The 23796-nt window shown below is 66.1% G+C and carries 23 protein-coding genes and 2 pseudogenes; 20 read left to right on the top strand and 5 right to left on the bottom strand.

Annotated elements, in window-relative coordinates:
* The first annotated feature begins 120 nt into the window (after window positions 1–120).
* The 3 genes and pseudogenes from BMI01S_RS00125 (at window position 121) to BMI01S_RS00115 (ending at window position 3126) form a co-directional block, all read left to right on the top strand.
* Window positions 121–879 (top strand): annotated as a pseudogene (locus BMI01S_RS00125) (dimethylarginine dimethylaminohydrolase family protein).
* A gap of 99 nt (window positions 880–978) precedes the next feature.
* Window positions 979–1443, top strand: a complete 465-nt coding sequence (locus BMI01S_RS00120; protein ID WP_028209892.1) for an Lrp/AsnC family transcriptional regulator — start codon at window positions 979–981, stop codon at window positions 1441–1443.
* A 150-nt stretch (window positions 1444–1593) separates the two neighbouring features.
* Entirely contained in the window at window positions 1594–3126 is a 1533-nt protein-coding gene (locus tag BMI01S_RS00115) for an amino acid permease (RefSeq protein WP_028209891.1), read from the top strand.
* Between the two features lie 47 nt (window positions 3127–3173).
* On the opposite strand, the gene BMI01S_RS00110 is transcribed toward BMI01S_RS00115, so the two are convergent.
* Both BMI01S_RS00110 and BMI01S_RS00105 read right to left on the bottom strand, forming a co-directional pair.
* Entirely contained in the window at window positions 3174–3884 is a 711-nt protein-coding gene (locus BMI01S_RS00110; protein WP_028209890.1) for a PepSY-associated TM helix domain-containing protein, read from the bottom strand.
* A gap of 331 nt (window positions 3885–4215) precedes the next feature.
* Window positions 4216–4431 (bottom strand): type 2 periplasmic-binding domain-containing protein, encoded by a 216-nt coding sequence (locus BMI01S_RS00105; protein WP_028209889.1) that lies wholly within the window; start codon window positions 4429–4431, stop codon window positions 4216–4218.
* A 635-nt stretch (window positions 4432–5066) separates the two neighbouring features.
* On the opposite strand from BMI01S_RS00105, the gene BMI01S_RS00100 reads away from it, so the two are divergent.
* The 5 genes from BMI01S_RS00100 (at window position 5067) to BMI01S_RS00080 (ending at window position 11793) form a co-directional block, all read left to right on the top strand.
* Window positions 5067–6725: a methyl-accepting chemotaxis protein gene (locus BMI01S_RS00100; protein ID WP_028209888.1), complete on the top strand. Its 1659-nt coding sequence runs from the start codon at window positions 5067–5069 to the stop codon at window positions 6723–6725.
* 457 nt (window positions 6726–7182) lie between these two features.
* Window positions 7183–7428, top strand: a complete 246-nt coding sequence (locus BMI01S_RS00095; RefSeq protein WP_028209887.1) for a hypothetical protein — start codon at window positions 7183–7185, stop codon at window positions 7426–7428.
* A gap of 313 nt (window positions 7429–7741) precedes the next feature.
* On the top strand, window positions 7742–8731 hold the full coding sequence (locus BMI01S_RS00090; RefSeq protein WP_028209886.1) for a DedA family protein/thiosulfate sulfurtransferase GlpE: 990 nt from the start codon (window positions 7742–7744) through the stop codon (window positions 8729–8731).
* Window positions 8732–8777: 46 nt separating this feature from the next.
* The gene (locus BMI01S_RS00085) at window positions 8778–10523 is read left to right on the top strand and encodes an FAD-dependent oxidoreductase (RefSeq protein WP_081715812.1); all 1746 of its coding nucleotides are present in this window, start codon (window positions 8778–8780) and stop codon (window positions 10521–10523) included.
* On the top strand, window positions 10516–11793 hold the full coding sequence (locus tag BMI01S_RS00080) for a winged helix-turn-helix domain-containing protein (protein ID WP_081715811.1): 1278 nt from the start codon (window positions 10516–10518) through the stop codon (window positions 11791–11793). The genes BMI01S_RS00085 and BMI01S_RS00080 overlap by 8 nt, the downstream gene beginning before the upstream one ends.
* 51 nt (window positions 11794–11844) lie before the next feature.
* Here BMI01S_RS00080 and BMI01S_RS00075 read toward each other — a convergent pair whose 3' ends face one another.
* Window positions 11845–12120 carry a hypothetical protein gene (locus tag BMI01S_RS00075; protein WP_028209884.1) on the bottom strand — a complete coding sequence of 92 codons (276 nt, stop codon included), beginning with the start codon at window positions 12118–12120 and terminating at the stop codon, window positions 11845–11847.
* Window positions 12121–12740: 620 nt separating this feature from the next.
* On the opposite strand from BMI01S_RS00075, the gene BMI01S_RS00070 reads away from it, so the two are divergent.
* Entirely contained in the window at window positions 12741–13544 is an 804-nt protein-coding gene (locus tag BMI01S_RS00070) for a class I SAM-dependent methyltransferase (protein WP_042287894.1), read from the top strand.
* Between the two features lie 94 nt (window positions 13545–13638).
* On the top strand, window positions 13639–13950 hold the full coding sequence (locus tag BMI01S_RS00065) for a thioredoxin family protein (RefSeq protein ID WP_028209883.1): 312 nt from the start codon (window positions 13639–13641) through the stop codon (window positions 13948–13950).
* A 104-nt stretch (window positions 13951–14054) separates the two neighbouring features.
* Here the strand turns inward: BMI01S_RS00065 and hpaR are convergent, their stop codons facing one another.
* Window positions 14055–14453: a homoprotocatechuate degradation operon regulator HpaR gene (gene hpaR / locus BMI01S_RS00060; protein ID WP_028209882.1), complete on the bottom strand. Its 399-nt coding sequence runs from the start codon at window positions 14451–14453 to the stop codon at window positions 14055–14057.
* Between the two features lie 230 nt (window positions 14454–14683).
* Here hpaR and BMI01S_RS00055 point away from each other — a divergent pair, with 230 nt between their 5' ends.
* Genes BMI01S_RS00055 through hpaI form a run of 7 tightly spaced genes read left to right on the top strand, consistent with a single transcriptional unit; the run spans window position 14684 to window position 20606 of the window.
* On the top strand, window positions 14684–15454 hold the full coding sequence (locus BMI01S_RS00055; protein WP_028209881.1) for a fumarylacetoacetate hydrolase family protein: 771 nt from the start codon (window positions 14684–14686) through the stop codon (window positions 15452–15454).
* Entirely contained in the window at window positions 15451–16206 is a 756-nt protein-coding gene (locus BMI01S_RS00050; RefSeq protein WP_028209880.1) for a fumarylacetoacetate hydrolase family protein, read from the top strand. Before BMI01S_RS00055 ends, BMI01S_RS00050 begins: the two co-directional genes overlap by 4 nt.
* Window positions 16207–16255: 49 nt before the next feature.
* Complete coding sequence (gene hpaE / locus BMI01S_RS00045; RefSeq protein ID WP_028229739.1) at window positions 16256–17713, top strand: 5-carboxymethyl-2-hydroxymuconate semialdehyde dehydrogenase; 1458 nt, start codon at window positions 16256–16258, stop codon at window positions 17711–17713.
* Window positions 17713–18576, top strand: coding sequence for a 3,4-dihydroxyphenylacetate 2,3-dioxygenase (gene hpaD, locus BMI01S_RS00040; protein WP_028209878.1), 864 nt, complete (start codon window positions 17713–17715; stop codon window positions 18574–18576). Before hpaE ends, hpaD begins: the two co-directional genes overlap by 1 nt.
* A gap of 16 nt (window positions 18577–18592) precedes the next feature.
* Window positions 18593–19003: a 5-carboxymethyl-2-hydroxymuconate Delta-isomerase gene (locus BMI01S_RS00035; RefSeq protein WP_028229738.1), complete on the top strand. Its 411-nt coding sequence runs from the start codon at window positions 18593–18595 to the stop codon at window positions 19001–19003.
* Window positions 19003–19806, top strand: coding sequence for a 2-oxo-hept-4-ene-1,7-dioate hydratase (gene hpaH, locus BMI01S_RS00030; RefSeq protein ID WP_028209876.1), 804 nt, complete (start codon window positions 19003–19005; stop codon window positions 19804–19806). Before BMI01S_RS00035 ends, hpaH begins: the two co-directional genes overlap by 1 nt.
* A 17-nt stretch (window positions 19807–19823) precedes the next feature.
* A complete protein-coding gene (gene hpaI / locus BMI01S_RS00025; RefSeq protein ID WP_028229737.1) occupies window positions 19824–20606 on the top strand; it encodes a 4-hydroxy-2-oxoheptanedioate aldolase in 783 nt (260 codons plus the stop codon).
* 28 nt (window positions 20607–20634) lie between these two features.
* Here the strand turns inward: hpaI and BMI01S_RS00020 are convergent, their stop codons facing one another.
* Window positions 20635–21078, bottom strand: coding sequence for a MarR family winged helix-turn-helix transcriptional regulator (locus tag BMI01S_RS00020; protein WP_028209874.1), 444 nt, complete (start codon window positions 21076–21078; stop codon window positions 20635–20637).
* 169 nt (window positions 21079–21247) lie between these two features.
* Between BMI01S_RS00020 and BMI01S_RS00015 the strand changes: the two genes are divergently transcribed.
* The 3 genes and pseudogenes from BMI01S_RS00015 to BMI01S_RS00005 all read left to right on the top strand — a co-directional run.
* Window positions 21248–22018, top strand: coding sequence for a class II aldolase/adducin family protein (locus tag BMI01S_RS00015; RefSeq protein WP_042287890.1), 771 nt, complete (start codon window positions 21248–21250; stop codon window positions 22016–22018).
* Between the two features lie 34 nt (window positions 22019–22052).
* Window positions 22053–23057 carry a 2-dehydropantoate 2-reductase gene (locus BMI01S_RS00010; protein WP_028229735.1) on the top strand — a complete coding sequence of 335 codons (1005 nt, stop codon included), beginning with the start codon at window positions 22053–22055 and terminating at the stop codon, window positions 23055–23057.
* A 354-nt stretch (window positions 23058–23411) separates the two neighbouring features.
* Window positions 23412–23796 (top strand): annotated as a pseudogene (locus BMI01S_RS00005) (mechanosensitive ion channel protein); the annotation flags it as partial.

The following is a 23796-nucleotide window of genomic DNA, read 5'->3' as shown; positions in this document are numbered from 1 at the left end:
CGCAATCAGCTGTCGGTGCTGCCCAATTCGACGCGGATTGCGCAATTTGACCTCTGATAATGGTCCGTACACAACGGAGTTGCCCCGTGCTCCGCACGGGCACGGCAATGAGAGGAGTCCATGCAATTCACGCAAGCCATCGTTCGCCGTCCCGCACCGTCCTGCGGCGCGGGCCTGACCACCGCCGCGCTCGGCACGCCCGATTACGACAAGACGCTCACGCAGTTCCACACATACTGCGCGACGCTGCGCCAGCTCGGCGTCGAGCTGACCGAGCTCCCGCCGCTGGACGGCTTTCCGGATTCGCATTTCGTCGAGGACGTTGCCGTCGTGACGCCTTAATTCGCGGTGATCACGCGCCCCGGCGCACCCGCACGGCGCGGCGAAACCGGGCATATCGAACCGGCGCTCGCCGCTCATCGCGAGCTGCTGCCGATGCGCGACGGGCGCCTCGACGGCGGCGACGTCATGCTGGTCGGCAAGCGCTTCTACATCGGCCTGTCCGGCCGCACCGACGCCGACGGCGTTGCGGCGTTCGAGTCGCTCGTGTCGCGCTACGGCTATACCGTCGTCGCGGTGCCGGTGGGCGCGGGGCTGCATTTGAAGTCGGTCGTCAACGCACTCGGCGACGACCTGCTGCTCGTCAGCGAGGCGCTGGCCGCGCATCCGGCGTTCGCCGGGTATCGCCGGATTGCGATCCCGGCTGCCGACGAATACGCGGGCAACACGCTGCGCGTGAATGGCGCGCTGATCACGCCGGCCGGCTATCCGCGCGTGCAAGACGCGATCGCCACGCTCGGCCTGCCGCTGCACGTGATCGATACGAGCGAGTTCCGCAAGATGGACGGCGGCCTGACCTGCCTGTCGCTGCGGTTCTAGCCGGCTGGCGCGCGGCTACCTTCGGCCGGATAATGTTGGCCCCGCGCGGCAAAGGAGACGTTCCGCGCCCGAGCCATGACCCGACCGGAGCGAACGCGAATGACCGACAAGAAAATGCAGCTCGACAAGATCGATCTCCGGATCCTCGACATCCTGCGCAACGACGGCCGCATCTCGTACCGCAAGCTCTCGGAACTCGTGAACCTCACGCCGCGCCCCTGCCAGGCGCGCGTGGAACGGCTCGAGGCGCTGGGGATCATCGAAGGCTACCGCGCGGTGATCAAGGCGCCGCGCGCGACCAAGCCGATCATCGTGATCGCGCAGATCGTGCTGGCCGATCACGGGCGTTCTCAAGCGCCGTTCGAAGAGGAGATGCGCGCGAACCCGGCCGTGCTCGATTGCTGGCTCGTCAGCGGCACGTTCGATTTTCTCGTGCGGCTCACCTGCGAGGATCTCGACGAATACCGGCGAATCGCGAACGTCTGGCTGGAAAGCCCGCGCTTCAGGATCGAGAAAATCGTGACCACAGCCGAGCTGCAGGCGATCAAGCGCGGCGTCGACTGACGCGCAGGCGCGGGCTCGATACGGCGGCAGCGGGCGCGCGGCCGGACGGGCTGCACCGGTTTCGGCTCGAAAACCCGGCTCCAGCAATCGGCCAATAAATTCGTATGCCGAATCAAATTGACAGATCCCAATTCATTCCGGGTGAACACAATGGATGTCTTGCAAGCGGCAGAGGAAACGGCTGAGCCGTCCGGACCGGCGCTCAAGCGCCGGCTGCAGAGCCGCCACATCGCCATGATCGCGATCGGCGGTTCGATCGGCACGGGGCTGTTCGTCGCGTCGGGCGCGTCGGTCGCGCAGGCGGGGCCGGGAGGCGCGATCGCCGCGTATATCGCGATCGGGTTGATGGTCTATTTCGTCGTCACGGGCCTGGGCGAGATGGCCGCGCTGATGCCGGTGTCGGGATCGTTCGCGATCTACGGCGAGAAGTACGTCGACGAAGGCTTCGGCGTCGCGCTCGGCTGGACCTACTGGTATAGCTGGGCCGTCACGATCGCGATCGAACTGGTCGCCGGGCAGATCGTGATGCGGTACTGGTTTCCGGACGTGCCGGGCATCTTGTGGGGCGCAGGCTTCCTCGTGCTGATCTTCCTGCTGAACACGCTGTCCGTGCGCGGCTTTGGCGAATCCGAGTACTGGTTCTCGCTGATCAAGGTCGTCACGGTCATTGCGTTCATCGCGGCCGGGCTGCTGATCGCGGCGGGCGTGCTGGGGAACGGGCACACGGTCGGCTGGCGCAATTTCACGACGGGCGACGCGCCATTCGTCGGCGGCGTACACGCGATGATGAGCGTCGCGCTGATCGCGGGATTCTCGTTTCTCGGCACCGAGCTGGTCGGGATCACAGCCGGCGAATCGGAAAATCCGCGCAAGACGATCCCGCGCGCAGTGAAGCAGATCTTCTGGCGGATCACGTTGTTCTACGTGCTCGCGATCTTCGTGATCGGCCTGCTGGTTCCGTACACGGACCCGAATCTGCTCAAGAGCGACGTGACCGACATCGGCGTGAGTCCGTTCACGTTGGTATTCAGCCACGCAGGCTTCCGGCTTGCCGCCAGCGCGATGAATCTCGTGATCCTCACCGCCGTGTTGTCGGCCGGCAATTCCGGCACCTACGCGGCCACGCGGATGCTGTACAACCTCGCGTCGGAAGGGCGCGCGCCCGCGCTGTTCGCGAGGCTGTCGCCGGGCGGGGTGCCGCGCAACGCGCTGTACGCGACGATGGCCGTGGGCGGGTTGTGCTTTCTCACCTCGCTGACCAACAACCAGAGCATCTATCTGTGGCTCCTGAATACGGTCGGCATCACGGGCTTTATAGCGTGGCTCGGCATCGCGGCCTGCCATTACCGGTTCCGCAAGGGTTTCCTGAGGCAGGGCTACCGGCTCGACCAGCTGCCGTACCGCGCGAAGTGGTTCCCGTTCGGGCCGCTCTTTGCGATTGCGATCTGCATCGCGATCTCGCTTGGGCAGGATTACCAGGCATTCTTTGCGTCCCGCATCGACTGGATGGAAGTGCTGTCGATCTACGTCTGGATTCCGCTGTTTGTCGCGATCTGGTGGGCGTATCGCCGCGCGCGCAAGAGCCGCCTCGTGCGCTACGAGGAGATGGAGATCGGACCGTGGCTGACGCGCTCAGTCGAGGCGGTCGATGCGGCGGCGACGCAGCACGGGCAGCCGCGCTGATCGTCGCAGCGTCGCGAGACGAGCCAGCCCGAGTCGACCGCAGGCGCTTACGCGAGCCCCGCCCACACCGCCACGACGATCGAGCCGAACAGCAGCACGGCGCCCACCGTCTTGCGCTTGTTGAATTCCGTCCATAGCAGCACGCCGGTGAGCGAAAGTAGAACGAGCGCGCCCGCAAAGCTGTCGATGAACAGCACCCAGCCGATACTCATGCCCGTGCCCTTGTGCAGATTCGCGATCGTCGAGACGAGCGAGTTGTCGGTGCGCTTGAGCGTGAGCGTGTCGTTGCCCGCCCAGTACTCGACCATCACGCTCTCGCCCGGCGAGGTGAACGTCATCTGCCAATGCTCGGGCTGCACGACTTCACGATCGCCCCACGCCACCTTGCGCTCGGGCTCCTTTTGCACACGGCCCATGCGCGCAGGCAGTTTCAGATCCGGTTGCGCGCGCAACCATTCGATCATCTCGCGCGGCGTTTGCGGCGCGGGATCGGGCACCGCGAGCTGCATCGTCGAGACCTGGGGCGCGCCCGGTGAAATGCGCAGCGGCTCGGCGCGATGGTTGAGTACGAAACCGGTCGCGCCGAACAGCAGGCCAAGCGCCGCTCCCCAAAGCCCCACCCAGCCGTGCACCTTACGCAGCCACTTGGTGAAGGTCGCGCGCCGCGAGCGCCTCGCGCGATCGTCGCGTTGCCCGGCGTCCAGACGCGTGCGCGGCGCTGCCGGCGCGTCAATCTCGGCCGTATCGGGAAAGCTCATGTATGACTCCAGGGTCGTGAAAGTTTGCGATAGCAGCCTGCCAGGCCGCGCCTGAGCGCCGGCGGCCCGCGTCGAGACGCTCGATGGCGAAGTCCATGTCGAAGCCCAGCGCGCGCTTCGTACCTTCGATCACGCGTTCGGCGCCGTCATGTTCGACCGGCGAGAAAGAAAGAGCGTGCGGGACACATCGTCGCGCAGCCTCTCACGGAAATGAGAATCGATATCATTTCACATGTTGAAGCCGGTTTCAACCGGATTGGGTGCTTCGGCCACGGCAACGGTCACCGAAAGAACGGTGCGGCAAGGTCGAGCAGATGGCGAATGCGGGCCACTACTGCGCCCGCGCACATTCGCGCAATTGCTGCGCGAGCGCGGCGATCGCCTCGACGAGCGTCACCGTGCTGCGCCGAAGAATGCCGATCGGTTCCACGCCCTGCGGAGCCGGCAGGTCGATTTGCACGAGTAGTCCTGCATCGATATCGCTTTGTGCGACACGCTGCGGCACGATCCACACGGCGTCCGAACCCGCGACGATCAAGCGCGCCACAGACGGTGGTTGGGACTTCGAACCTTCCCGCGGCCATGCGTGGGGAATCGCTTGAAAATTTTCTCAAGACGCGCAATACGCGCGTGCTGTATTCGGTCGCGGGAGATGTGGCGGCCACCGAAGAATGGCAGGAAGCCGAAGCGAAGTGAGCGAATGCGGAGCGGCGGCGCGTCCTGGCACGCGCCACGAGTTCTCCACAAATTTTGTTGGCAGCCCTGTGCGTAACCCTTGGAAGACCGCATCAAGTCCTTGATGCGGTTCGGTTAACCCGCAGCGTTCCCAATCGCGGCAATGCCGCTCCAGACCACGCGCAGCGCACCGTGGTTTTCCACAGTTTTTGGGCACAGCCCTGTGCACAAGTTCTGGACATCGCGCCTAAGCCCATGATTGCAAACGTCAATGCTCCACGCAGCAGAGAAGTTGCACGTTTTGGAGGCAGTGGACTTGTCCACAGTTAATGGGCACAAGTCTGTGAATATGCACCCCAATATCTGCGCCAATCCATTGATAGCACAACAGATTCTTCCGCTGCCCGTGCATTGCCTCGTCAGCACAAGACCCTAAAGTTCGTAAGGAATATGCCGTTATGGCTTGCAGTGTTGTTGGGTCTCAAGCGGCCCCATCGAGGGAATCACATGCGCAACAATCAACCCGTCACGCAACAGGAATTCGACTATCCCACTTCGCAGATGCTGGTCTCGGCCACCGATCTCAAAGGCCGCATTCAGTACTGCAATCCTGCGTTCGTCGCGGTATCCGGCTTTACGAAAGAAGAACTGATCGGCAAGGCGCATAACATCATTCGTCATCCCGACATGCCGGCCGAAGCGTTCGCCGACCTCTGGGAGACCGTCCGCGAAGGTCGCCCCTGGACCGCGATCGTCAAGAACCGCCGCAAGACTGGCGACCACTACTGGGTGCGCGCGAACGTGACGCCCGTCTCCGAGCAGGGGACCGTGGTCGGCTATCTGAGCGTGCGCGTGAAGCCCAGCCGCGAGGAAATCCGCCAGGCCGAGGCCTTCTATGCGCAAATGCGCGAGGGCCGCCTGCAAGGCGTGCGGCTGCGTCACGGCGTCGTGATCCGCACGGGCATGGTCGGCGCGCTGCAGTCGCTGCTGCGCGTGCCCATCGCTACGCGCATTGCCTTCGGCTATGGCGCCGTGTCCGCCGTGTTCGCCGCGGCCGGTTTCGCCGCCTGGCAAGGTCTGCCGCCGCTGCCGTTCTGGGGCGCGTTCGGCGCGGCCTGCGTTTGCGCGCTCGGCGCCTGGCGCCTCACCACGCGGCACCTCGGCGCGCCGCTCGAGCAGATGACGGCGGCCTCCACGCGCATGGCCGCCGGCGACCTCACCGCCACGCTCGCGGTCGCCGCGAACGACGATCTCGGCGACGTGCTCCAGGCGCTCAACCAGTTGCAGGCCAATCTGACTGCGATCGTGCTCGACGTTCGTTCGCAGATCGACGGTATGCTCGACTCGGCCCACGAAATTTCCAGCGGCAATCTCGATCTCTCGCGGCGCACCGAAATGCAGGCCGCGTCGCTCGAAGAAACCGCTGCCACGATGGATCAGCTGACGACGACCGTGCAGGCCAACGCCGAGGCCAGCGCCCGCGCGCTCGACCTCGCGCGCGACGCCCAGTCGGCGGCAGCCGAAGGCGGTTCGATCGCGGCGCAGATGGAGCGCACGATGTCCGGCATCACCGAAGCGTCGCGCCGCATCAGCGACATCACCGGCGTGATCGACGGTATTGCGTTCCAGACCAACATCCTCGCGCTCAACGCCGCCGTCGAAGCCGCACGCGCCGGCGAAGCGGGCCGCTCGTTCGCCGTGGTGGCGGGCGAGGTGCGCATGCTCGCGCAGCGTTGCGCGGCATCGGCCAAGGAGATCAAGCAGCTCGTGGACGCGAGCGTCAACGAGATCGCCGAAGGCACGCGGCTCGTCGGCAACACGACGGCGCAGATGCGCTCGATCGACGAAGCCGTGAGCCGCGTCTCGTCGATCATCGTCGAGGTCGCGAACGCGAGCGGCGAACAGGCCGAAGGCATCCGCCAGGTCAACCAGGCCGTGGCGCATCTGGACAGCGCCACGCAGCAGAACGCCGCGCTCGTCGAGCAGGCCGCCGCCACCGCGCAGCGGCTCGCCGAACAGGCGGATGTCCTCGATGAAGCCGTGCGGCTCTTCACCGTGGCGGGCGCCCAGGCCTCGACGCGCTCGAAGCCCGCCAGCAACGCGGCGCGTCGCCAGCCCGCCAGGAAGGCTGCAATGGCCGAGGCGGCCGAGGAAATCGCGGCGTGATCGCGAGGCGTGATCGCCGCGCCGCGTGACCAGGCGAACCGCGTCCGCCGATTGGTCTGAGAGATCGGCGTTAGTCCCATCTCGACAGTGCGGCGGGCGGCCGGCACCATCGAAACCGTCAGCAAGCCGTACCGCGGATTGCTGATCCGAGTAACAACGGCGTTTCAACGGCTCGCCCGGCCTGCCCGGGTGAGCCGTTTTTTCTGGCGCGCCCGCCCGCGCGCCTGGCATTGCTTTGCTTCGCAACCATGACAGCCCAGCAACGCGCAACGCATTTCGCATCGCCCGTTGCGGGGCGCGCAAAATCGGTTGTGGCGGCGGCGAGTCGCGTTAAACTGGCTGGCCAGGGTCGCGGCTCGACGCGCTCGCAGTGTGCGTCAGCACTCGTTCGACAAAGCACGCCGCGCAGCCGACCCCGTACAATGGCTCGACCACCCAACGCACGAGGACAACATCAATGCGCACGACCGGGTCTTCCGGAACCATGACCCTGCTCACCGAGCATGACGACGCGACCGGACGCGAACTGCGTTCTCTGCGCCTCGAATCGGCGGCCGACGGCAAAAGCCTCTTGCTGATCGAAGTCGACGAGCGCAAGCCGGGCATTCATCGCGAAGTGCGTTACGAGATCACACCGGCCGAGCTGATCGCGGCAATTCGCGCGCAAGGCGCGGAGCTACCCGGGGAATCGCACACGCGCTAACCGCAGGGAAAGAAGCGGTGCGAAAGATCGCGCGCCTGACGGCGTGCCGCTGTTTGCGCCGCTTTCTGCCGCCCGTCTTTCGGCCGGTTTCAATCCGGCGCTTTTTCGCATACTTGCCACGCAAGGCAGGTAAGCTCGCGCACGCACAAGCACGACCGGACGTGATGCGCCGGTCCTTAGCGGACGCACGCTTCGCGAGCCGTGCATGCGCGCGTGGGGCCTCGCTTGCACGCCTGCGAAATGCGTCCATAATCTTTACGTTACCCTCCTATCTTTCCCGTTTCTCCGCTCAAGGCGCAACGGAAGTAAGCCGATGCTACATGACCTCATCGCGCAATACGGGCCTGCGCTGGTATTCCTCAATGTGCTCGCCGGATCGCTCGGGCTGCCCGTGCCCGCGATGCCCGCGCTCGTGTTGTTCGGCGCGATGGCGGCCATGCACCCCGGATCGATCGGCCAGCAGGTGGTGCCGGTGCTCGGACTTTCCGTGTTCGCCATGCTCATCGGCGACAGCGTGTGGTTCCTGGCGGGTCGCCTCTATGGCGGCAACACGCTCAAGACGCTCTGCAAGCTCTCGCTTTCGCGCGATACCTGCGTGAAGAAGACGGAGCGCTTTTTCGGCCGCTGGGGTGTGCGGGTGCTTGCCGTGGCGAAGTTCGTGCCGGGGCTATCGCTCGTTTCCGTGCCGTTGGCGGGGGCGATGGGCGTGCCCTACCGGCAGTTCGTCGGCTTCGATGGCATTGGCGCTGCGCTATGGTCAGGCGCCGGGCTGCTCATCGGCGTGATGTTCGCGCCGCAGATCGACATGATGCTCGCCGGCGCAAGCCGCCTCGGGCGCATGGCCGCGGTCGTGGTGGTCCTGCTCCTGCTGCTTTACGCGGCCTACCGCTGGCAGCGTCGCCGCCAGCTCATCAAGAAGCTCGCGAACGCCCGCATCACGGTGGACGACCTGTACCGCGCGATGGGCTGCACGCCGCCGCCCGTGGTATTCGACATCCGCTCCGAAGAAAAGCGCAAGCTCGATCCGTACATCATTCCGGGCGCGCTCTTCGCCGACGAGCGCAAGCTCGATGAGATTCTCTCGAAGTATCCGCGCGATCAGAAGCTCGTGATCTACTGCTCGTGCCCCAATGAAATTTCCGCGGCCTGGATGGCGAAGAAGCTCTTCGAGGCCGGCTTTACCGACGTGGTGCCGCTCCTCGGCGGTCTCGACGCGTGGCGCGATGCAGGGCGCGCGCTCGAGTCGCTGCAGAGGGCGGAGCACGCCGAGGTCCCGGTCAACATCACCCCGAAAGCTGTCTGATCCGGGCGGCCCGCTCCCGAGCCGCCCGCACGAGGAGAACCGCCAGATGGGCACGATCACCGAAGCCGAAGCACCCGATTCCACGGTGCCTCCTTCACCGAGCCGCCACTCCGACACTCAACCGCAACCGGCCGAAGCGCCGTTCTCGACACTGTCGTCGCGGCGCCACCAGATGTTCCCCGAGCTCACCGACGACGAAATCGCGCGCCTCGCGCGCTTCGGCGAGCGGCGCCACTGGGCGGCGGGCGAACTGCTCTTTCGCACGGGCGAAACCGGCCCCGGCATGTTCGTGCTGCTCTCCGGTTCCGCCCGGGTGTTCCAGCGCGATGGGCTGGGCCGCGAGCGGCTCATCGTCGAGCACGGGCGCGGGCATTTCCTTGCCGAAGTGGGCCAGCTCTCGGGTGGCCCGGCGCTCGTGGACGGCATGGCGCTCGAACCCACCGATGCGATCCTGATACCGCCGGATCAACTGCGCGCGGCCATCGTCGCCGAAGCCGAACTCGGCGAGCGCATCGTGCGCGCGCTGATCCTGCGCCGCGTCTCGCTCATCGAAAAAGGCGCGGGCGGGCCGATTCTCGTGGGCAAGCACGACGATCCCGCGCTCGTTTCGCTGCAGGGTTTCCTCACGCGCAACGGCCATCCGTATTCCGTGCTCGACGAGCGCGACGAAAGCATGCTGGGCTTGATCGAGCGTTTCGCCGCGCGCTGCGAGGATCTGCCGCTCGTGATTTGCCCCGACGGCTCGGTGCTGCGCCATCCCACTGCGCCCGAACTGGCCACGTGCCTCGGCATCCTGCCCGAACTGAACGGCGAGCGTGTCTACGACGTGGCCGTGGTGGGCGCGGGCCCCGCGGGCCTGGCAACGGCGGTGTATGCGGCGTCCGAAGGGCTCTCGGTGATCGTGCTCGATTCCCGCGCGCCGGGCGGCCAGGCGGGTGCAAGCTCGCGCATCGAGAACTATCTTGGGTTTCCCACCGGCATCTCGGGCCAGGCGCTCGCGGGCCGCGCGTTCGTCCAGGCGCAAAAGTTCGGCGCGCACGTCGCGATTCCGGTGACGGTGCGCGCGCTGCATTGTGATGAAGTCCCGCGCCGCCTAACGACCTGCAGCGGCGACGTCCGTGCGCATACCGTGGTGATCGCGAGCGGCGCGGTGTATCGCAAGCCCGCCATCGAGGGGATCGACCGCTATACGGGCCGCGGTATCTATTACTGGGCCTCGCCGGTGGAGGCGAAACTTTGCAAGCACGAGAACGTCGTGCTCGTCGGTGGCGGCAACTCGGCGGGGCAGGCCATCGTGTATCTCTCCACGCATGCGCGCCAGATCGACGTGCTGATCCGCAAGGCCGGCTTCGAATCGACGATGTCGCGCTACCTGATCGACCGCATTGCCTCGCTCCCGAACGTGCACGTGCACGGGCATAGCGAGATTGGCGCCCTTGGCGAAGACGCAAGCGGACTCGCTGGCGTGCGCCTCAAGATGCCTTGCCCCGAAGGCATCGACCATTTCGATGCGCGCCATCTGTTCCTGTTCACGGGCGCGGACCCGAACACGGGATGGCTGCGCGCATGCGGCGTCGCCCTCGACCCGCACGGGTTCGTGCTGACCGGCGATAACGAATCGTGCAGCCTGGCGACTTCGGTGGAAGGCGTCTACGCCATCGGCGACGCGCGCGCGGGCTCGACCAAGCGCGTGGCCGCGGCGGTCGGCGAAGGCGCGGCCGTGGTCGCGCAAATCCATCAGCGGCTCGCCGCGCTAAGGCCGGTGACGGTGGTCGCGGGCGTTCATGCGTGAGCGCGCGGCGGACATTGCCGCCACGCCCACCGCAGGCAGTGCCGCCACTTCCGGCCACACGCCGACGCTGCCTCTAGCGGCGGCGCGCACGCTGCATCTCGCGGCGCAGGGGCTGCTTGCGCCGCCGCGCCAAAAGGCCACGAAAGACGACTTGCTCGACGCGATCCGGCGCATGGCGCAATTGCAGATCGACACCATCCACGTGGTCGCGCGCAGTCCCTACTTCGTGCTGTTCAGCCGCGTCGGCGCCTTCGAGCCCGCGTGGCTCGACGCACACCTCGCCGAAGGGCGGCTCTTCGAATACTGGTCGCATGAGGCGTGCTTTCTGCCGATCGAAGACTATGGGCTGCTGCGCCACCGCATGCTCGACCCCTCCGGCATGGGCTGGAAATACGCAGCCGGGTGGCACGCCCAACACCGCGACGAGATCGACGCGCTGCTTGCGCGCATCCGCTCCGAGGGCGCCGTGCGCTCGGCCGATTTCGCGCGCGCCGAGGGAAAAAAGGGCAGCGGCTGGTGGGACTGGAAGCCGGAGAAACGGCATCTGGAAGTGCTGTTCGCGACCGGCGCGCTCATGGTGGCGGAGCGGCGCAATTTCCAGCGCGTCTACGACGTGACCGAGCGCGTGCTGCCGCACTGGAACGACGCACGCGATCTGCCGCCGCGCGCCGTGGCGGAGCGCGAGCTCCTCTTGCGCTCCTGCCGCGCGCTCGGCGTGATCCGCGCGGACTGGGCCGCCGATTATTTCCGCTTGCCGCGCCGCCCGTATGCCGATGCACTGCACGCGCTCGCCGACGCGGGCGAGCTGCTGCCCGTGCGCGTGGAAGGCTGGAAACACGACGCGTTCGTGCACCGCGACTACGCCGCGCTCATCGACGATGCGGCGAGCGGTACGCTCGCCTCCACCGTCACGACCCTCCTCTCGCCGTTCGATCCGGTGGTATGGGACCGCAAGCGGGCACTCGCGCTATTCGACTTCGACTATGCGATCGAATGCTACCTTCCCGCTGCCAAACGCAAGTACGGTTATTTCGTACTCCCGATTTTGCATCGCGGGCGGCTGATCGGGCGCGTCGATGCGAAGGCGCATCGCGCGCAAGCGGTGTTCGAGGTGAAGTCGCTGTATCTGGAGCCCGGCGTGCGTACAAGCGGACGCCTGGTAGCCGACGTGCGCCGCGCGCTGCAGCGTTGTGCGGACTGGCACGGCACGCCGGAGCTGCGCATCGGCGCGGCGCCGGACGGCCTCGCGGCCGCCCTGCTGGCATCGTGATGCGTGCTGCTGCGCTGAAGGGAAAGGCGCATCCGCACGCATTGACGGAGGCTAGTGCTCCAGTTTCGCGCGCAACTCGCGCGCCGCTTCCAGCAACCCTTCATAGCCCGAACGCGCGTGCTGCGGCAGATCGGGATCGCCCACGAGCGCGCCCAGCGTTTCAACGAGGCTGAAGACGAGGCCCTTGGCCGCGCCCGCCGCGATGTTGCCGGACTTCACGCCTTCGTCGACGTGAGTAAGGGCCGCGTTCAGATTGTCCAGATCCGGTCGCGGCGTAGCGCCGCCCGGGTTTTGAGCGTCCTGCTTTTGCGTGTCTTCGCTCGTCATGATGAACTCGATCTCCCTTGGTGAGCTGTCTTTCAATGAATCCCGCACTTTTTATTTATATACCGATCCCGCACGGTCGTCCATTCGACGCCGACGGCGCTGCGGGTGGCGAGCCGGGATCGCGGAGTGCGCTCCCGAATCTTCTCACCTTTGCCGACGGCTCGCCGATGCCGCAGGCGCGGCGGCTTGCCGCCCCCTGATCCGACCACAACGAAAAATGCCTTGAAATCAGGGCTGAAGGTGTTTTGGACTTTGGATCTGCTGCCGCAGCGTGCCGCTGAACGAGAGCACCGGGGGTACGCTTCGGCCGCTCCCGAAAACACTCACCTTTGCGCGCCGAGGGGTCGGCTCGAGCCACTTCGAGTGCGCTTACCGATTGATTTCTGCTCACCGGACGGATCGTCGATTTGTGTGTTTACCCCTTGTTTTCAAGGCATTTTCTCGCGCAGCGGCGTGGCCCGCGCGCATGCACGCGTCGATCGACGGTGCGTCGCCGCCCGCAAGCACGATCACTCCCGAAAAGCCTCACCTTTGGCTCGAACGCGCCTTGACGCCCGCCTTGACGCCATTGCCGCGCCTCTCCAGACTGGGGTCTCCTCACGTCCACCGTCCCGAGTGCCATGAGCCACGTCACGCCGTTCATCGCCGATCGTTTTCATCACGCCGCCCAGCACTATCTGATCGGGCGCCCCGCGTATTCGCCCGCCTTGATTCGTCGCGTCGCGCAGCACGCGGGTCTCGATGGTTCACAACGTCTGCTCGATCTCGGCTGCGGCCCCGGCCAGCTTTCGCTCGCGTTCGCCAGTTGGGTGGGGCAGGCCGTCGCCGTCGATCCCGAACCGGCCATGCTCGAAATCGCCGCGCAACTCGGCGCGGGCATTGCGCCGAACATCGAATATCGCCGGGGCAGTTCGTACGATCTCGGCCCCGAAATGGGCGCATTCCATCTCGCCGTGATCGGCCGTGCGTTTCACTGGATGGACCGCGGCGACACGCTCGCGCGCCTCGACACGATGCTCGCACCGCGTGGCGCACTCGCGCTTTTCAATACCGCGCACCTCGACGATCCGCTGCGCCCCTGGGCGCGCGAATATCGCGACCTGCTCGACCGTTACGCCAATACGGACCCCGCTCGCGCACACCGCAAATCGCCGGACTGGGAAAGCGATCTCGACGTGCTCGCGCGCTCCCCGTTTGCGGCGGTCGAACGTGTCTCGGTCGTGGAGTACCGGCGCGTGAGCGCCGCTCAGCTGCGAGCGCGACCCCTTTCGATGTCGAGCCTCTCGCGCGAGCGCCTCGGCGAACGGCTCGACGCGCTGCTCGCCGACATCGACGCCCTCGTGGCCGCGCATGCCGGCTCCGACGACAGCCTCGTGGAGCGTATCGAATCGACGGCGACGATCGCCATGCGCGCATGTGCCTGAATCCAAGCGTGAGTCTTCGCGTGAGTCCTTGCCTGAACGATGCCGCGCGATGCGGTATCGTAGATGCCATGTGATCAGCGATCAGGGAAGCACGATGAGCTACGCAACGAACGCGCCCGCGCGCAAGGAAATCGACTCGCTCAGCGGGCCCGCCGTCCTCGAATTCGGCACCGACTGGTGCGGCTATTGCCAGGGCGCGCAGCCGCTGATCGGCGCGGCTTTCGAGCGCAACCCCCAGGTGCGCCGCCTCAAGGTGGAAGACGGGCCGGGCCGCGCGCTGGGCCGCTCGTTTCGCGTGAAGCTCTGGCCCACGCTCATCTTCCTGCGCGACGGGGCCGAGGTGGCGCGCGTGGTGCGTCCGCAGCACGCCGCGGAACTCGACGAGGCGTTTGCTTCGCTCGGTTGATGGCTCGTATGCGGTTCGAACCCTCTGCGCGGACCGCTCCCGAAAACTCTCACCTTTGAGCGCTGGCGCGTCTCGTTGTTACGCGCCGATGCGCCGCGCCGCCCTCACTCCTCCAGCCCGGCAAGCAGATCGTCGATCGCGCGGTACACACGCTCGACCACCTCCGGCCCGACCTGCGCTTCGAGCGCCTCATAGCGCGCCTCGAGATCCTTCGAAATCGCCGTCACGAGCCGATGGCTCTTCTTCGTGAGCGAGACGAGTACGCGCCGCTGGTCGTCGGCGAAACGCTCCTTCGTGACGAGGCCGAGCGCCTCCATGCGCGCGAGCACGCCCGCCATGCTCGGGCTGGAAATCGTGCACAGATCCGAAATATGCCTTGGCTCGAGCGGGCCGCTTTCGTTGAGCGCGCGGATCACGCGCCACTGCTGTTCGGTCAGGCCGTGCGACGTGATGAGCGGGCGAAAGCGTTCCATCATCTTTTCGCGCGCGCGCAGCAGCAACATGGGCAGGTTGCGGTGGGCAACGCGAGTGGTCGGACGCGAAGTATCGGACATGGCGGTTTCGGCTAGGCGAGGATCCGGTCGCCCCTGGTTCGGCCATCAACTTTGGGAAAAGATCTGACAAAGCCGTGCCCCAGGGGAAACCCGCGAAATTCTCATCGATGATTGACGACCGATGATAGCAAGCGCACTATCGCTAACATATTAGTGTTTCCGGTAGGTGGGTCCAAGCCATGTTTTCCGTTGCCGATCATCTGCTGCACGTCGAAGGCGAGGCCTTGCCGCGCGACGTGAGCGCCGACGCGGTACGATCCGTGCTCGCCACGGGCGCGGCATGCCGTGCGCCGGTGAGCGGCGCCGTCTACGGCACGCTGCTCAACGACCGCAATGCGCTCGAAGCGCTGGGCGACGCCGTGAACGCGCCCCCTTACAAGGCGCCGCCGCGTGCGCCGATCCTCTACCTCAAGCCGCGCAATACGCTCGCGGGCCATCGCGCTCGCGTCACCGTGCCGGGCAGCGAGGGCGTGGAGGTAGGTGCGTCGCTCGGCATCGTGATCGGCCGCACGGCCGCGCGCGTAGCGGCGCACGATGCGTTCGCTTACATCGCGGGCTATACGCTCGTCGCCGATATCAGCGTGCCGCACGCCAGCGTCTATCGTCCTTCGGTGCGCTTTCGCGCCCGCGACAATTTCTGCGTGATCGGTCCGGCCGTGGTCGCGCGCCGTCATGTGGCCGATCCCGATCGGCTCGCCATCGCCGTCAACGTGGAAGGCCGGGCCGGGTTCGGCGCCACGACGGCAAGCTGCGTGCGCGGCGTCGCCCAGCTGCTTGCCGACGTTACGGACTTCATGACGCTCGCCCCCGGCGACGTCATCACGCTCGGCGTGCCGCACGGTGCGCCCGTCGTGCAGGCCGGCGAACGCGCAAGGCTTGCGATCGGCGACTGGGCGTCACTCGAGATCGAATTCGTTGCGCCATGCGCGGCGCCGGGAGCACGAGCATGATGCGCGGACGCGTTGCCTATGCGGGCGCGATACACGATGCGACGCCCGAAGGAAGCCGCGTGCGGCTCGCCGACGGCCGCGTGCGCGAAGAGCACGAGGTCGTGTGGCTCGCGCCGTTCGAGCCCGGCACGATCTTCGCGCTCGGCCTCAATTACGCCGAGCACGCAAAGGAACTGCAGTTCTCGAAGCAGGAAGAGCCGCTCGTGTTCCTCAAGGGGCCGGGCAGCGTGATCGGCCATCGCGGCACCACGCGCCGCCCGGACGGCGTCACGTTCATGCATTACGAGTGCGAGCTTGCCGTCGTGATCGGCCGCACCGCGCAGAACGTGCAGCGCGAGCACGCCATGCAGTACGTGGCGGGGTACACGATCGCTAACGACTACGCCATCCGCGACTATCTCGAGAATTACTACCGCCCGAACCTGCGCGTGAAGAACCGCGACGGCGGTACCGTGCTTGGCCCCTGGTTCGTCGAAGCCGCCGACATTGCGGACGTCAACGCGCTCGGCCTGCGCACGTACGTGAACGGCGAACTCAGGCAGAACGGCAACACGCGCGATTTCGTCACCGGCATCGCCGAACTCATCGAATATTTGAGCGGCTTCATGACGCTCGCCCCCGGCGACGTCATCCTGACCGGCACACCGGAAGGCGTCGTCAACGTGAACGCGGGCGACGAAGTGGTGTGCGAGATCGACGGCCTGGGCCGCCTCGTCAACACGATTGCGAGCGACACCGACTACGGACGCTGAGGCGCCAACGCATCGAACTGGATCGGATCGAATCAAGGGTAAGTTAGCTATGCGAATTGAACATCTCATCAACGGCCGCACGCATGCCGGGCGTGACTACTTCGAAACCGTGAACCCGGCCAACCAGGACGTGCTCGCGGAAGTGGCGCGCGGTGGCGCCGGGGAAGTCGATCTCGCTGTGCGAGCCGCAAAAGAGGCCTTTCCCGCCTGGGCCGCGAAGCCTGCCACCGAACGTGCGAAGGTCATCCGCAAGCTCGGCGAACTGATTGCGAAGAGCGTGCCCGAAATCGCGCAGACGGAAACGAAAGACACAGGGCAGACGATTTCGCAAACGGGCAAGCAGCTCGTGCCGCGCGCCGCCGACAACTTCAGCTACTTCGCCGAAGTCTGCACGGCCGTGGACGGCCATACCTACCCCACGCCGACGCACCTGAACTACACGCTGTTTCATCCGGTGGGCGTGTGCGCGCTCATCTCGCCGTGGAACGTGCCGTTCATGACCGCCACATGGAAGGTCGCGCCCTGTCTCGCGTTCGGCAACACCGCCGTGTTGAAGATGAGCGAGCTTTCGCCGCTCACGGCCTCGATGCTCGGCCAGCTCGCGCTCGATGCGGGCATTCCGGCCGGCGTGCTCAATGTCGTGCACGGCTACGGCAAGGAAGCGGGCGAGCCGCTCGTCGCTCATCCCGATGTGCGCGCGGTCTCGTTCACGGGGTCGACCGCCACGGGCAATCGCATCGTGCAGGCGGCGGGCCTCAAGAAGTTCTCGATGGAGCTTGGCGGCAAGTCGCCGTTCGTCATTTTCGACGACGCCGATTTCGAGCGCGCGCTCGACGCCGCCGTGTTCATGATCTTCTCGAACAACGGCGAGCGCTGCACGGCCGGCTCGCGCATATTGGTGCAGCGCTCGATCTATGCGAAGTTCGCCGAGCGCTTCGTCGAGCGCGCAAAGCGCATCAGCGTGGGTGATCCGCTCGACGAGAAGACCATCGTCGGCCCGATGATCAGCCAGGGTCATCTCGCGAAGGTGCGCAGCTATATCGAGCTTGGAGGCAACGAGGGCGCGACGCTCGCGTGCGGCGGCCTCGACGCTCCGGCGCTGCCCGACGCACTGAGGAAGGGCAACTTCGTTCAGCCGACCGTGTTCGTCGATGTCGACAACCGCATGCGCATTGCGCAGGAAGAGATCTTTGGGCCGGTCGCGTGCCTCATCCCCTTCGAGGACGAGGCCGACGCGATCCGCCTGTCCAACGACATCGCCTATGGTCTGTCCAGCTACGTGTGGACGGAGAACGCGGGCCGGGCGTTGCGCGTGGCGGCCGCCATCGAAGCGGGCATGTGCTTCGTGAACAGCCAGAACGTGCGCGACCTGCGGCAGCCGTTCGGCGGCACGAAGGCTTCGGGCGTGGGCCGCGAGGGCGGCACGTGGAGCTATGAAGTTTTTCTCGAACCGAAGAACGTGTGTGTTTCGCTCGGTTCGCATCACATTCCGCACTGGGGCGTCTAATGGGCAAACTCGCGCTGGCAGCGAAGGTCACGCACGTGCCTTCCCTCTACCTTTCCGAACTCGATGGGCCTCATAAGGGCTGCCGTCAATCCGCCATTGACGGCCATCTTGAGATTGGCCGGCGCTGTCGCGAGCTGGGCGTCGATACGATCGTCGTCTTCGATGTGCACTGGCTCGTCAACAGCGAGTATCACGTCAATTGCGCCCCGCGCTTCGAAGGCGTCTACACGAGCAACGAACTGCCGCATTTCATCAAGAACATGCCTTACGCCTATCCCGGCAATCCGCAGCTCGGCCATCTGATTGCCGAGGTCGCGAACGAGATGGGCGTGAAGAGCCGCGCGCACAGCGAGACGACGCTCGACCTCGAATACGGCACGCTCGTGCCGATGCGCTACATGAATTCAGACCAGCATTTCCGTGCCGTATCGGTGGCGGGCTGGTGCGTGTGGCACGACCTCGCCACGAGCGCGCGCTTCGGTCTTGCCGTGCGCCGCGCGATCGAGGAGCGCTACGACGGCACGGTCGCGATACTCGCGAGCGGGTCGCTAAGCCACCACTTCGCCAACAACGGCACGGCCGACGAATACATGCACAAGGTCTGGGATCCTTTTCTCGAAGCCACCGATCGCACTGTCGTGGCGATGTGGGAGCGCGGCGACTGGAAGACCTTTTGCGCCATGCTGCCGATGTACAGCGAGAAGTGCTGGGGCGAAGGCGGCATGCACGACACGGCCATGCTGCTCGGCGCGCTCGGCTGGGACCGCTATGAAGGCCGCGCGGAAATCGTCACGCCTTATTTCGGCAGTTCGGGCACCGGGCAGATCAATGCGATCCTGCCAGTCACGCCGCTACCGGCTTGAAGGACGGGAGAACGCCATGCCCCATCTCACCCTCGAATACAGCGCGAATCTCGCCGATGCCACGAGCATCGGTCAGCTGTGCGAAACGCTTGCCCACGTGCTCGACGCGCAGCGCGACGAAGCCGGCGCACGCGTTTACCCCCGTGGCGGCATTCGCACGCGTGCGTTGCGCTGCGACCAGTTCTTCGTTGCCGATGGCGATCCCGGGAACGCCTTCGTGCACGGTTGCCTGAAGATCGGTGCGGGCCGCTCCCAGGCCGTGCGCAAGGCGACCGGCGACGCGCTCTTCGAAGCGATGAAACAGCACTTCGAGCAGGCCTTCGCCACGCGCGGCCTCGCGCTCTCGCTCGAAATCGTCGAGTTCAGCGAGGAAGGCACGTGGAAGCATAACAACCTGCATGCCCGGATCAAAAACGTGAGTTCATGATGCTAGATCAGCAAACCATCCGCGAACTGGCTGCGCAGCTCGACGAAGCGGAACGCACGCGCACGCAGCTGCGCCACTTTTCGCGCGCGCATCCCGGCATGACGATCGACGACGGCTACGCGATCCAGCGAGAGTGGGTCAAGCTCAAGCTCGCCGCCGGGCACACGATCAAGGGACGCAAGATCGGCCTCACGTCGCGCGCCATGCAGCGCAGCTCGCAGATCGACGAACCCGACTACGCGCCGCTGCTCGACAGCATGTTCATTCCCTCCGGCAGCGATATTCGCGCCGATCGTTTCATCGCGCCGCGCGTGGAAGTGGAACTGGCGTTCGTGCTCAACCGGCCGCTGCAAGGACCGGATGTCACGCTCTTCGACGTGCTCGACGCCACCGCGTACGTGACGCCGGCCATCGAGATCATCGACGCGCGCATCGAGCAATTCGACCGCGAGACCAAGGCGCCGCGCAAGGTGTTCGATACGATCTCCGATTTCGCGGCCAACGCGGGGGTGGTGCTGGGCGGCCGCCCGGTGAAGCCGCTCGACGTGGACCTGCGCTGGGTCGGCGCCCTGCTCTACAAGAACGGCGCCGTTGAGGAAAGCGGGCTCGCCGCTGCCGTGCTGAATCATCCGGCCACGGGCGTGGCGTGGCTCGCGAACAAGATCGCGCGCCACGACGAGCGCCTCGAAGCCGGCGACGTCATTCTGAGCGGCTCGTTCACGGCTCCGATTCCGGCGCGCGCCGGCGATACGTTCCATGCCGACTACGGCCCGCTTGGCGGCATCGGCTTCAATTTCATCTGATCAGGAGTCCGGAAGGCATGTCCGCACCCGCCAACCCGTTCAAGCGCGCGCTCGCGCAAGGCCGCCCGCAGATCGGCCTGTGGGCCGCGCTGGCCGACTCGTACGTGACCGAACTGCTCGCGAACACGGGCTTCGACTGGCTGCTCATCGACGGCGAACACGCGCCCAACGATCTGCGCAGCACGCTCGCGCAGTTGCAAGCCGTCGCGCCCTACCCTGCGCACCCGATCGTCCGGCCGGTGCGCAACGACACCGCGATCATCAAGCAACTGCTCGACATCGGCGCGCAAACGCTGCTCGTACCGATGATCGAGAACGGCATCGAGGCGCGCGCCGCCGTGGCTGCGACGCGTTATCCGCCGCACGGCGTGCGTGGCGTGGGCAGTGCGCTCGCGCGCGCCTCGCGCTGGAACGGCTCGCCCGATTATCTGCACCACGCCGCCGACGAACTATGCGTGCTCGTGCAGGTGGAGACGACGGGCGCGCTCGCGCAACTCGACGAGATCGCGAACGTGGAAGGCGTGGACGGCGTGTTCTTCGGCCCCGCGGACCTGAGCGCTTCGATGGGCCTCCTCGGCCAACCGGGCGCGCCGCAGGTGCGCGAGGCGATCTGCGAAGGCATCCGCACCGTGCGCGCGCAAGGCAAAGGCGCGGGCGTACTCGCGGCGGACCCCGCAATCGCGAACGAATATCTCGCAGCGGGCGCGACTTTCGTCGCCGTGGGCAGCGATGTTTCGCTTCTGGCGCGCAGCGCCAGCGAACTCGCCGCGAAATTCCGCCAGCCTGCGCCTCGCGGCTGAACCCCTTCTATTCAACTCGGCGCGCTTCTTATTCGTCATCTTGCCGGCTCGCCACCAGCTTCGCGAGCACGGCCGCCAACACCTCGCGCTCGTGTTCGCTCAACGTGGCGAGGATCGCTTCATTCGTCGCCTTCGAAAGGGTCGCCGCGCGCCGGTAGGTGCCGCGGCCCTGCGCCGTGAGCGCGACGAGCACGCCGCGCGCATCCGCCTCGTTCGACGTCTTGGCGAGCAGGCCCTTTCGTTCGAGCACGTCGGTGGCGCGGCTCGCCTGGCTGCGGTCGAGATTCGACACACGCCCGAGGTCCGACACCGACAACGGTCCGAACGCACCCACGCTGAGCAGCAGCCTCGCCTCCGTGAGCGAGAGCGAGAGCGCCGACTCGAACGCGTCGCTCATCGTGCGGTCGGTTTGCTTCTTGAGCACATGAAGCCGGTACGTGAACAGCGCTTCGATGTCGTACTTCCCCGTCATTTGTCTTCCCGCCTTTTTTCACCAGCCGCGGCAGTGCGGCAACGCCGCCAGCATAGCATCGTCAGAAGACCTTTTTTTGCAGGCCTTTTACGAACAATTTGATGCTTGCGCACGCATTTATTTGGGCGTAGGATCGGCGTAATCAGAGCCTGAAAACGAGGAGACTTTCATGAATGAAAACATCGGGCGCTCGCGCCCCGAATGGTGCGATCCCGTGGAGTGGGAAACTCGCGTGCAGCTTGCTGCCGTGTATCGCGTGTTTCATCTCATGGGTTGGACCGAGCTCATCTTCAATCACATTACGCTACGCGTGCCAGGGCCGCACAAGCACTTCCTCATCAACCCGTTCGGGCTCACGTATGACGAGGTCAAGGCCTCGAATCTCGTCAAGGTCGACGTCGACGGCAACATCCTCAGCCCGAGCGATTATCCGATCAACCCGGCGGGCTTCGTGATTCATAGCGCGATCCACGCAAACGTGGAAGACGCCCATTGCGTGATGCACACGCACACCACGGCGGGGCTCGCGGTGGCGTGCATGGAGGGCGGCCTCGCGTACACGAACTTCTATTCGGCACAGCTGCACGACATGGTCGCCTATCACGATTTCGAGGGCATCACGGTGCACGCGGACGAAAAATCGCGCATTCTGCAGTCGATGGGTGACAAGCGGCTGCTCATCCTGCGCAATCACGGGCTGCTCTCGCATGGCGTGAGCCTCGCGCATGCTTTTGCGCTGCTCTGGACGCTCAATCGCGCGTGCGAAGTGCAGGTCGTGACCGACTCCATGCGCGGCCAGACGCTGCCCATCGCGCCGGCCATTACCGAGCGCGCCACGCGCGACTCGCTGCAGTTCTCGCCCGCGCACGGCGCGGGACAGAACGTGCTCGATGCGCTGATCCGGCGCGTGGCACGCATCGATCCTTCTTACCAGGATTAGCCTTGACCAACCACGATCAAACAGGAGTACCAGCTTGAGTACCCCGCATCCAAAGATCACCGTCGTGGGCGGCGGTGCGATCGGCGGCCTGATCGCGGCGCGTCTTGCGCGCTCGGGCATCGCGGTGAGCCTGCTCGCGCGCGGCGCGCATCTGAAGGCCATCCGTCGCGACGGTCTCACGGTCATCGAAAGCGACACCCGCTACACGCAAGCCATCAACGCGACCGACAACGCCGCCGCGCTCGGCGCGCAAGACCTCGTCTTCGTCTGCCTGAAAGGCCAGGCACTCGTGCAGGCGGCGCCTTCGCTCGCCCCGCTCGTCGGTCCGCACACGCATATCGTCTCGGCGATGAACGGCGTGCCCTGGTGGTTTCTCCACGCGTTCGGCGGCGCCCATGCGGACGGCCGCCTCGAAGCGGTCGATCCCGGCGGCGCCGTATCGGCTGCGTTGCCGCCCGCGCAGGCCTCGGGCTGCGTCGTGCATCTGTCGTCGTCGATCGCTGGGCCCGGCGTGATCCGCAAGGGCAACGGCAATCATCTGATCGTCGGCGAGGGCGCGCCGCAAATGGCCGCGCGGGCGCAAGAGGCGCGCGACCTGCTCGCCAGGGCCGGCTTCGAAGTCACCAAAGCCGCGCCCATACAGGCCGACATCTGGGCGAAGCTCTGGGGCAACATGACGATGAACCCCATCAGCGCGCTCACGCGCTCGACCGCCGACGTGATTCTCGACGATCCGCTCACGGCAGGGCTCGTGAGCACGATCATGGCCGAGGCGCGCGAGATAGGCGAAGCGCTCGGCATTCGCATCGAAATGACGATCGAGGCGCGCAACGCGATCACGCGCAAGCTCGGCGCCTTCAAGACTTCCATGCTGCAAGACGTGGAAGCCGGCCGCTCGCTCGAGGTCGAAGCGCTGCTCGGTGCGCCGCATGAACTGGCGCGGCGTGTGGGCGTCGCGGCGCCGTCGCTCGGCATGCTCTATGGCCTCGCGCGCCAGCTCAATGCCAATCTCGAGGCGGCGCGCGCAGCGCGTTCCTGATCCTTTGCTGAACGGCTAAAGCGGCATCGGGGATGCGTGAAGCGTCCCCATTATCAGCGCGGGATCCTGCGCGCCCCGCCCGCGTCTGCCGTCAAAAGACGGCATACTGCCGGGCATAGCCAGCTCTCACGTTTCGCGCGCCGCGTCGTTGGCGGCACCGCAAACGCCCAGTTGCCCGGCACCGCAAAGCCTGGGGCACAAAACATGCGGTAGCGCGTCAAACGTTCCGACGAATCGGGCGGCGACACTGCCGCGTCCAGCGTGCTTCCCCAGCCGCGCGTCTCGTCCCGCTGTCTTCTCTCCCGACGCCACTGATGGGTCGCCGCTGTCGCGGCCCGTATGCCAATGACAAGGATGTTGCTTTCTTTCGCCTTTCGATTGCCGCGCGCCAGACGAACGCCGCGGCTACATGCCCTGCTCACCGTCTTCGCTTGCGCGACGCTCGCGTTCGGCGCGTCGAGCGTCACGGCGGCGACGCCGGCCACCATCGCCGAAGCGCTCAAGCCCGCCGCGAGTGCGGCACACCCCGCTCAGCCCGCCGCGCACCCGGACAACGCCGCCGCGCCCGTGGCGCTGACGCCCAGCCAGGCGCAAGCGGCCCTGCAGGTTCTCGACGACCCTGTGCAGCGCAGCCGCGTAGAAGATACGCTGCGCGCCATCGCCGCCGCCGGCGCGCTCGCCGCGCCGGCCTCCGTGGGCGTGCCGGCCAGTGCGCCCGCTGGGACCGCTGCGGCCGCTG

Origin of the sequence: Paraburkholderia mimosarum LMG 23256 = NBRC 106338 (assembly GCF_000739815.1) — a bacterium.
In the GTDB taxonomy this organism is placed as follows: Bacteria; Pseudomonadota; Gammaproteobacteria; order Burkholderiales; family Burkholderiaceae; genus Paraburkholderia; species Paraburkholderia mimosarum.
This window is presented reverse-complemented; position numbering and strand designations above follow the sequence as displayed.

Excerpts from the sequence above, each read along its gene's own strand:
- BMI01S_RS00120 (WP_028209892.1), top strand. The coding sequence starts at position 979 with ATGACCGACAAGAAAATGCAGCTCGACAAGATCGATCTCCGGATCCTC.
- BMI01S_RS00115 (WP_028209891.1), top strand. The coding sequence starts at position 1,594 with ATGGATGTCTTGCAAGCGGCAGAGGAAACGGCTGAGCCGTCCGGACCG.
- BMI01S_RS00110 (WP_028209890.1), bottom strand. The coding sequence starts at position 3,884 with ATGAGCTTTCCCGATACGGCCGAGATTGACGCGCCGGCAGCGCCGCGC.
- BMI01S_RS00100 (WP_028209888.1), top strand. The coding sequence starts at position 5,067 with ATGCGCAACAATCAACCCGTCACGCAACAGGAATTCGACTATCCCACT.
- BMI01S_RS00095 (WP_028209887.1), top strand. The coding sequence starts at position 7,183 with ATGCGCACGACCGGGTCTTCCGGAACCATGACCCTGCTCACCGAGCAT.
- BMI01S_RS00090 (WP_028209886.1), top strand. The coding sequence starts at position 7,742 with ATGCTACATGACCTCATCGCGCAATACGGGCCTGCGCTGGTATTCCTC.
- BMI01S_RS00085 (WP_081715812.1), top strand. The coding sequence starts at position 8,778 with ATGGGCACGATCACCGAAGCCGAAGCACCCGATTCCACGGTGCCTCCT.
- BMI01S_RS00080 (WP_081715811.1), top strand. The coding sequence starts at position 10,516 with ATGCGTGAGCGCGCGGCGGACATTGCCGCCACGCCCACCGCAGGCAGT.
- BMI01S_RS00075 (WP_028209884.1), bottom strand. The coding sequence starts at position 12,120 with ATGACGAGCGAAGACACGCAAAAGCAGGACGCTCAAAACCCGGGCGGC.
- BMI01S_RS00070 (WP_042287894.1), top strand. The coding sequence starts at position 12,741 with ATGAGCCACGTCACGCCGTTCATCGCCGATCGTTTTCATCACGCCGCC.
- BMI01S_RS00065 (WP_028209883.1), top strand. The coding sequence starts at position 13,639 with ATGAGCTACGCAACGAACGCGCCCGCGCGCAAGGAAATCGACTCGCTC.
- hpaR (WP_028209882.1), bottom strand. The coding sequence starts at position 14,453 with ATGTTGCTGCTGCGCGCGCGCGAAAAGATGATGGAACGCTTTCGCCCG.
- BMI01S_RS00055 (WP_028209881.1), top strand. The coding sequence starts at position 14,684 with ATGTTTTCCGTTGCCGATCATCTGCTGCACGTCGAAGGCGAGGCCTTG.
- BMI01S_RS00050 (WP_028209880.1), top strand. The coding sequence starts at position 15,451 with ATGATGCGCGGACGCGTTGCCTATGCGGGCGCGATACACGATGCGACG.
- hpaE (WP_028229739.1), top strand. The coding sequence starts at position 16,256 with ATGCGAATTGAACATCTCATCAACGGCCGCACGCATGCCGGGCGTGAC.
- hpaD (WP_028209878.1), top strand. The coding sequence starts at position 17,713 with ATGGGCAAACTCGCGCTGGCAGCGAAGGTCACGCACGTGCCTTCCCTC.
- BMI01S_RS00035 (WP_028229738.1), top strand. The coding sequence starts at position 18,593 with ATGCCCCATCTCACCCTCGAATACAGCGCGAATCTCGCCGATGCCACG.
- hpaH (WP_028209876.1), top strand. The coding sequence starts at position 19,003 with ATGCTAGATCAGCAAACCATCCGCGAACTGGCTGCGCAGCTCGACGAA.
- hpaI (WP_028229737.1), top strand. The coding sequence starts at position 19,824 with ATGTCCGCACCCGCCAACCCGTTCAAGCGCGCGCTCGCGCAAGGCCGC.
- BMI01S_RS00020 (WP_028209874.1), bottom strand. The coding sequence starts at position 21,078 with ATGACGGGGAAGTACGACATCGAAGCGCTGTTCACGTACCGGCTTCAT.
- BMI01S_RS00015 (WP_042287890.1), top strand. The coding sequence starts at position 21,248 with ATGAATGAAAACATCGGGCGCTCGCGCCCCGAATGGTGCGATCCCGTG.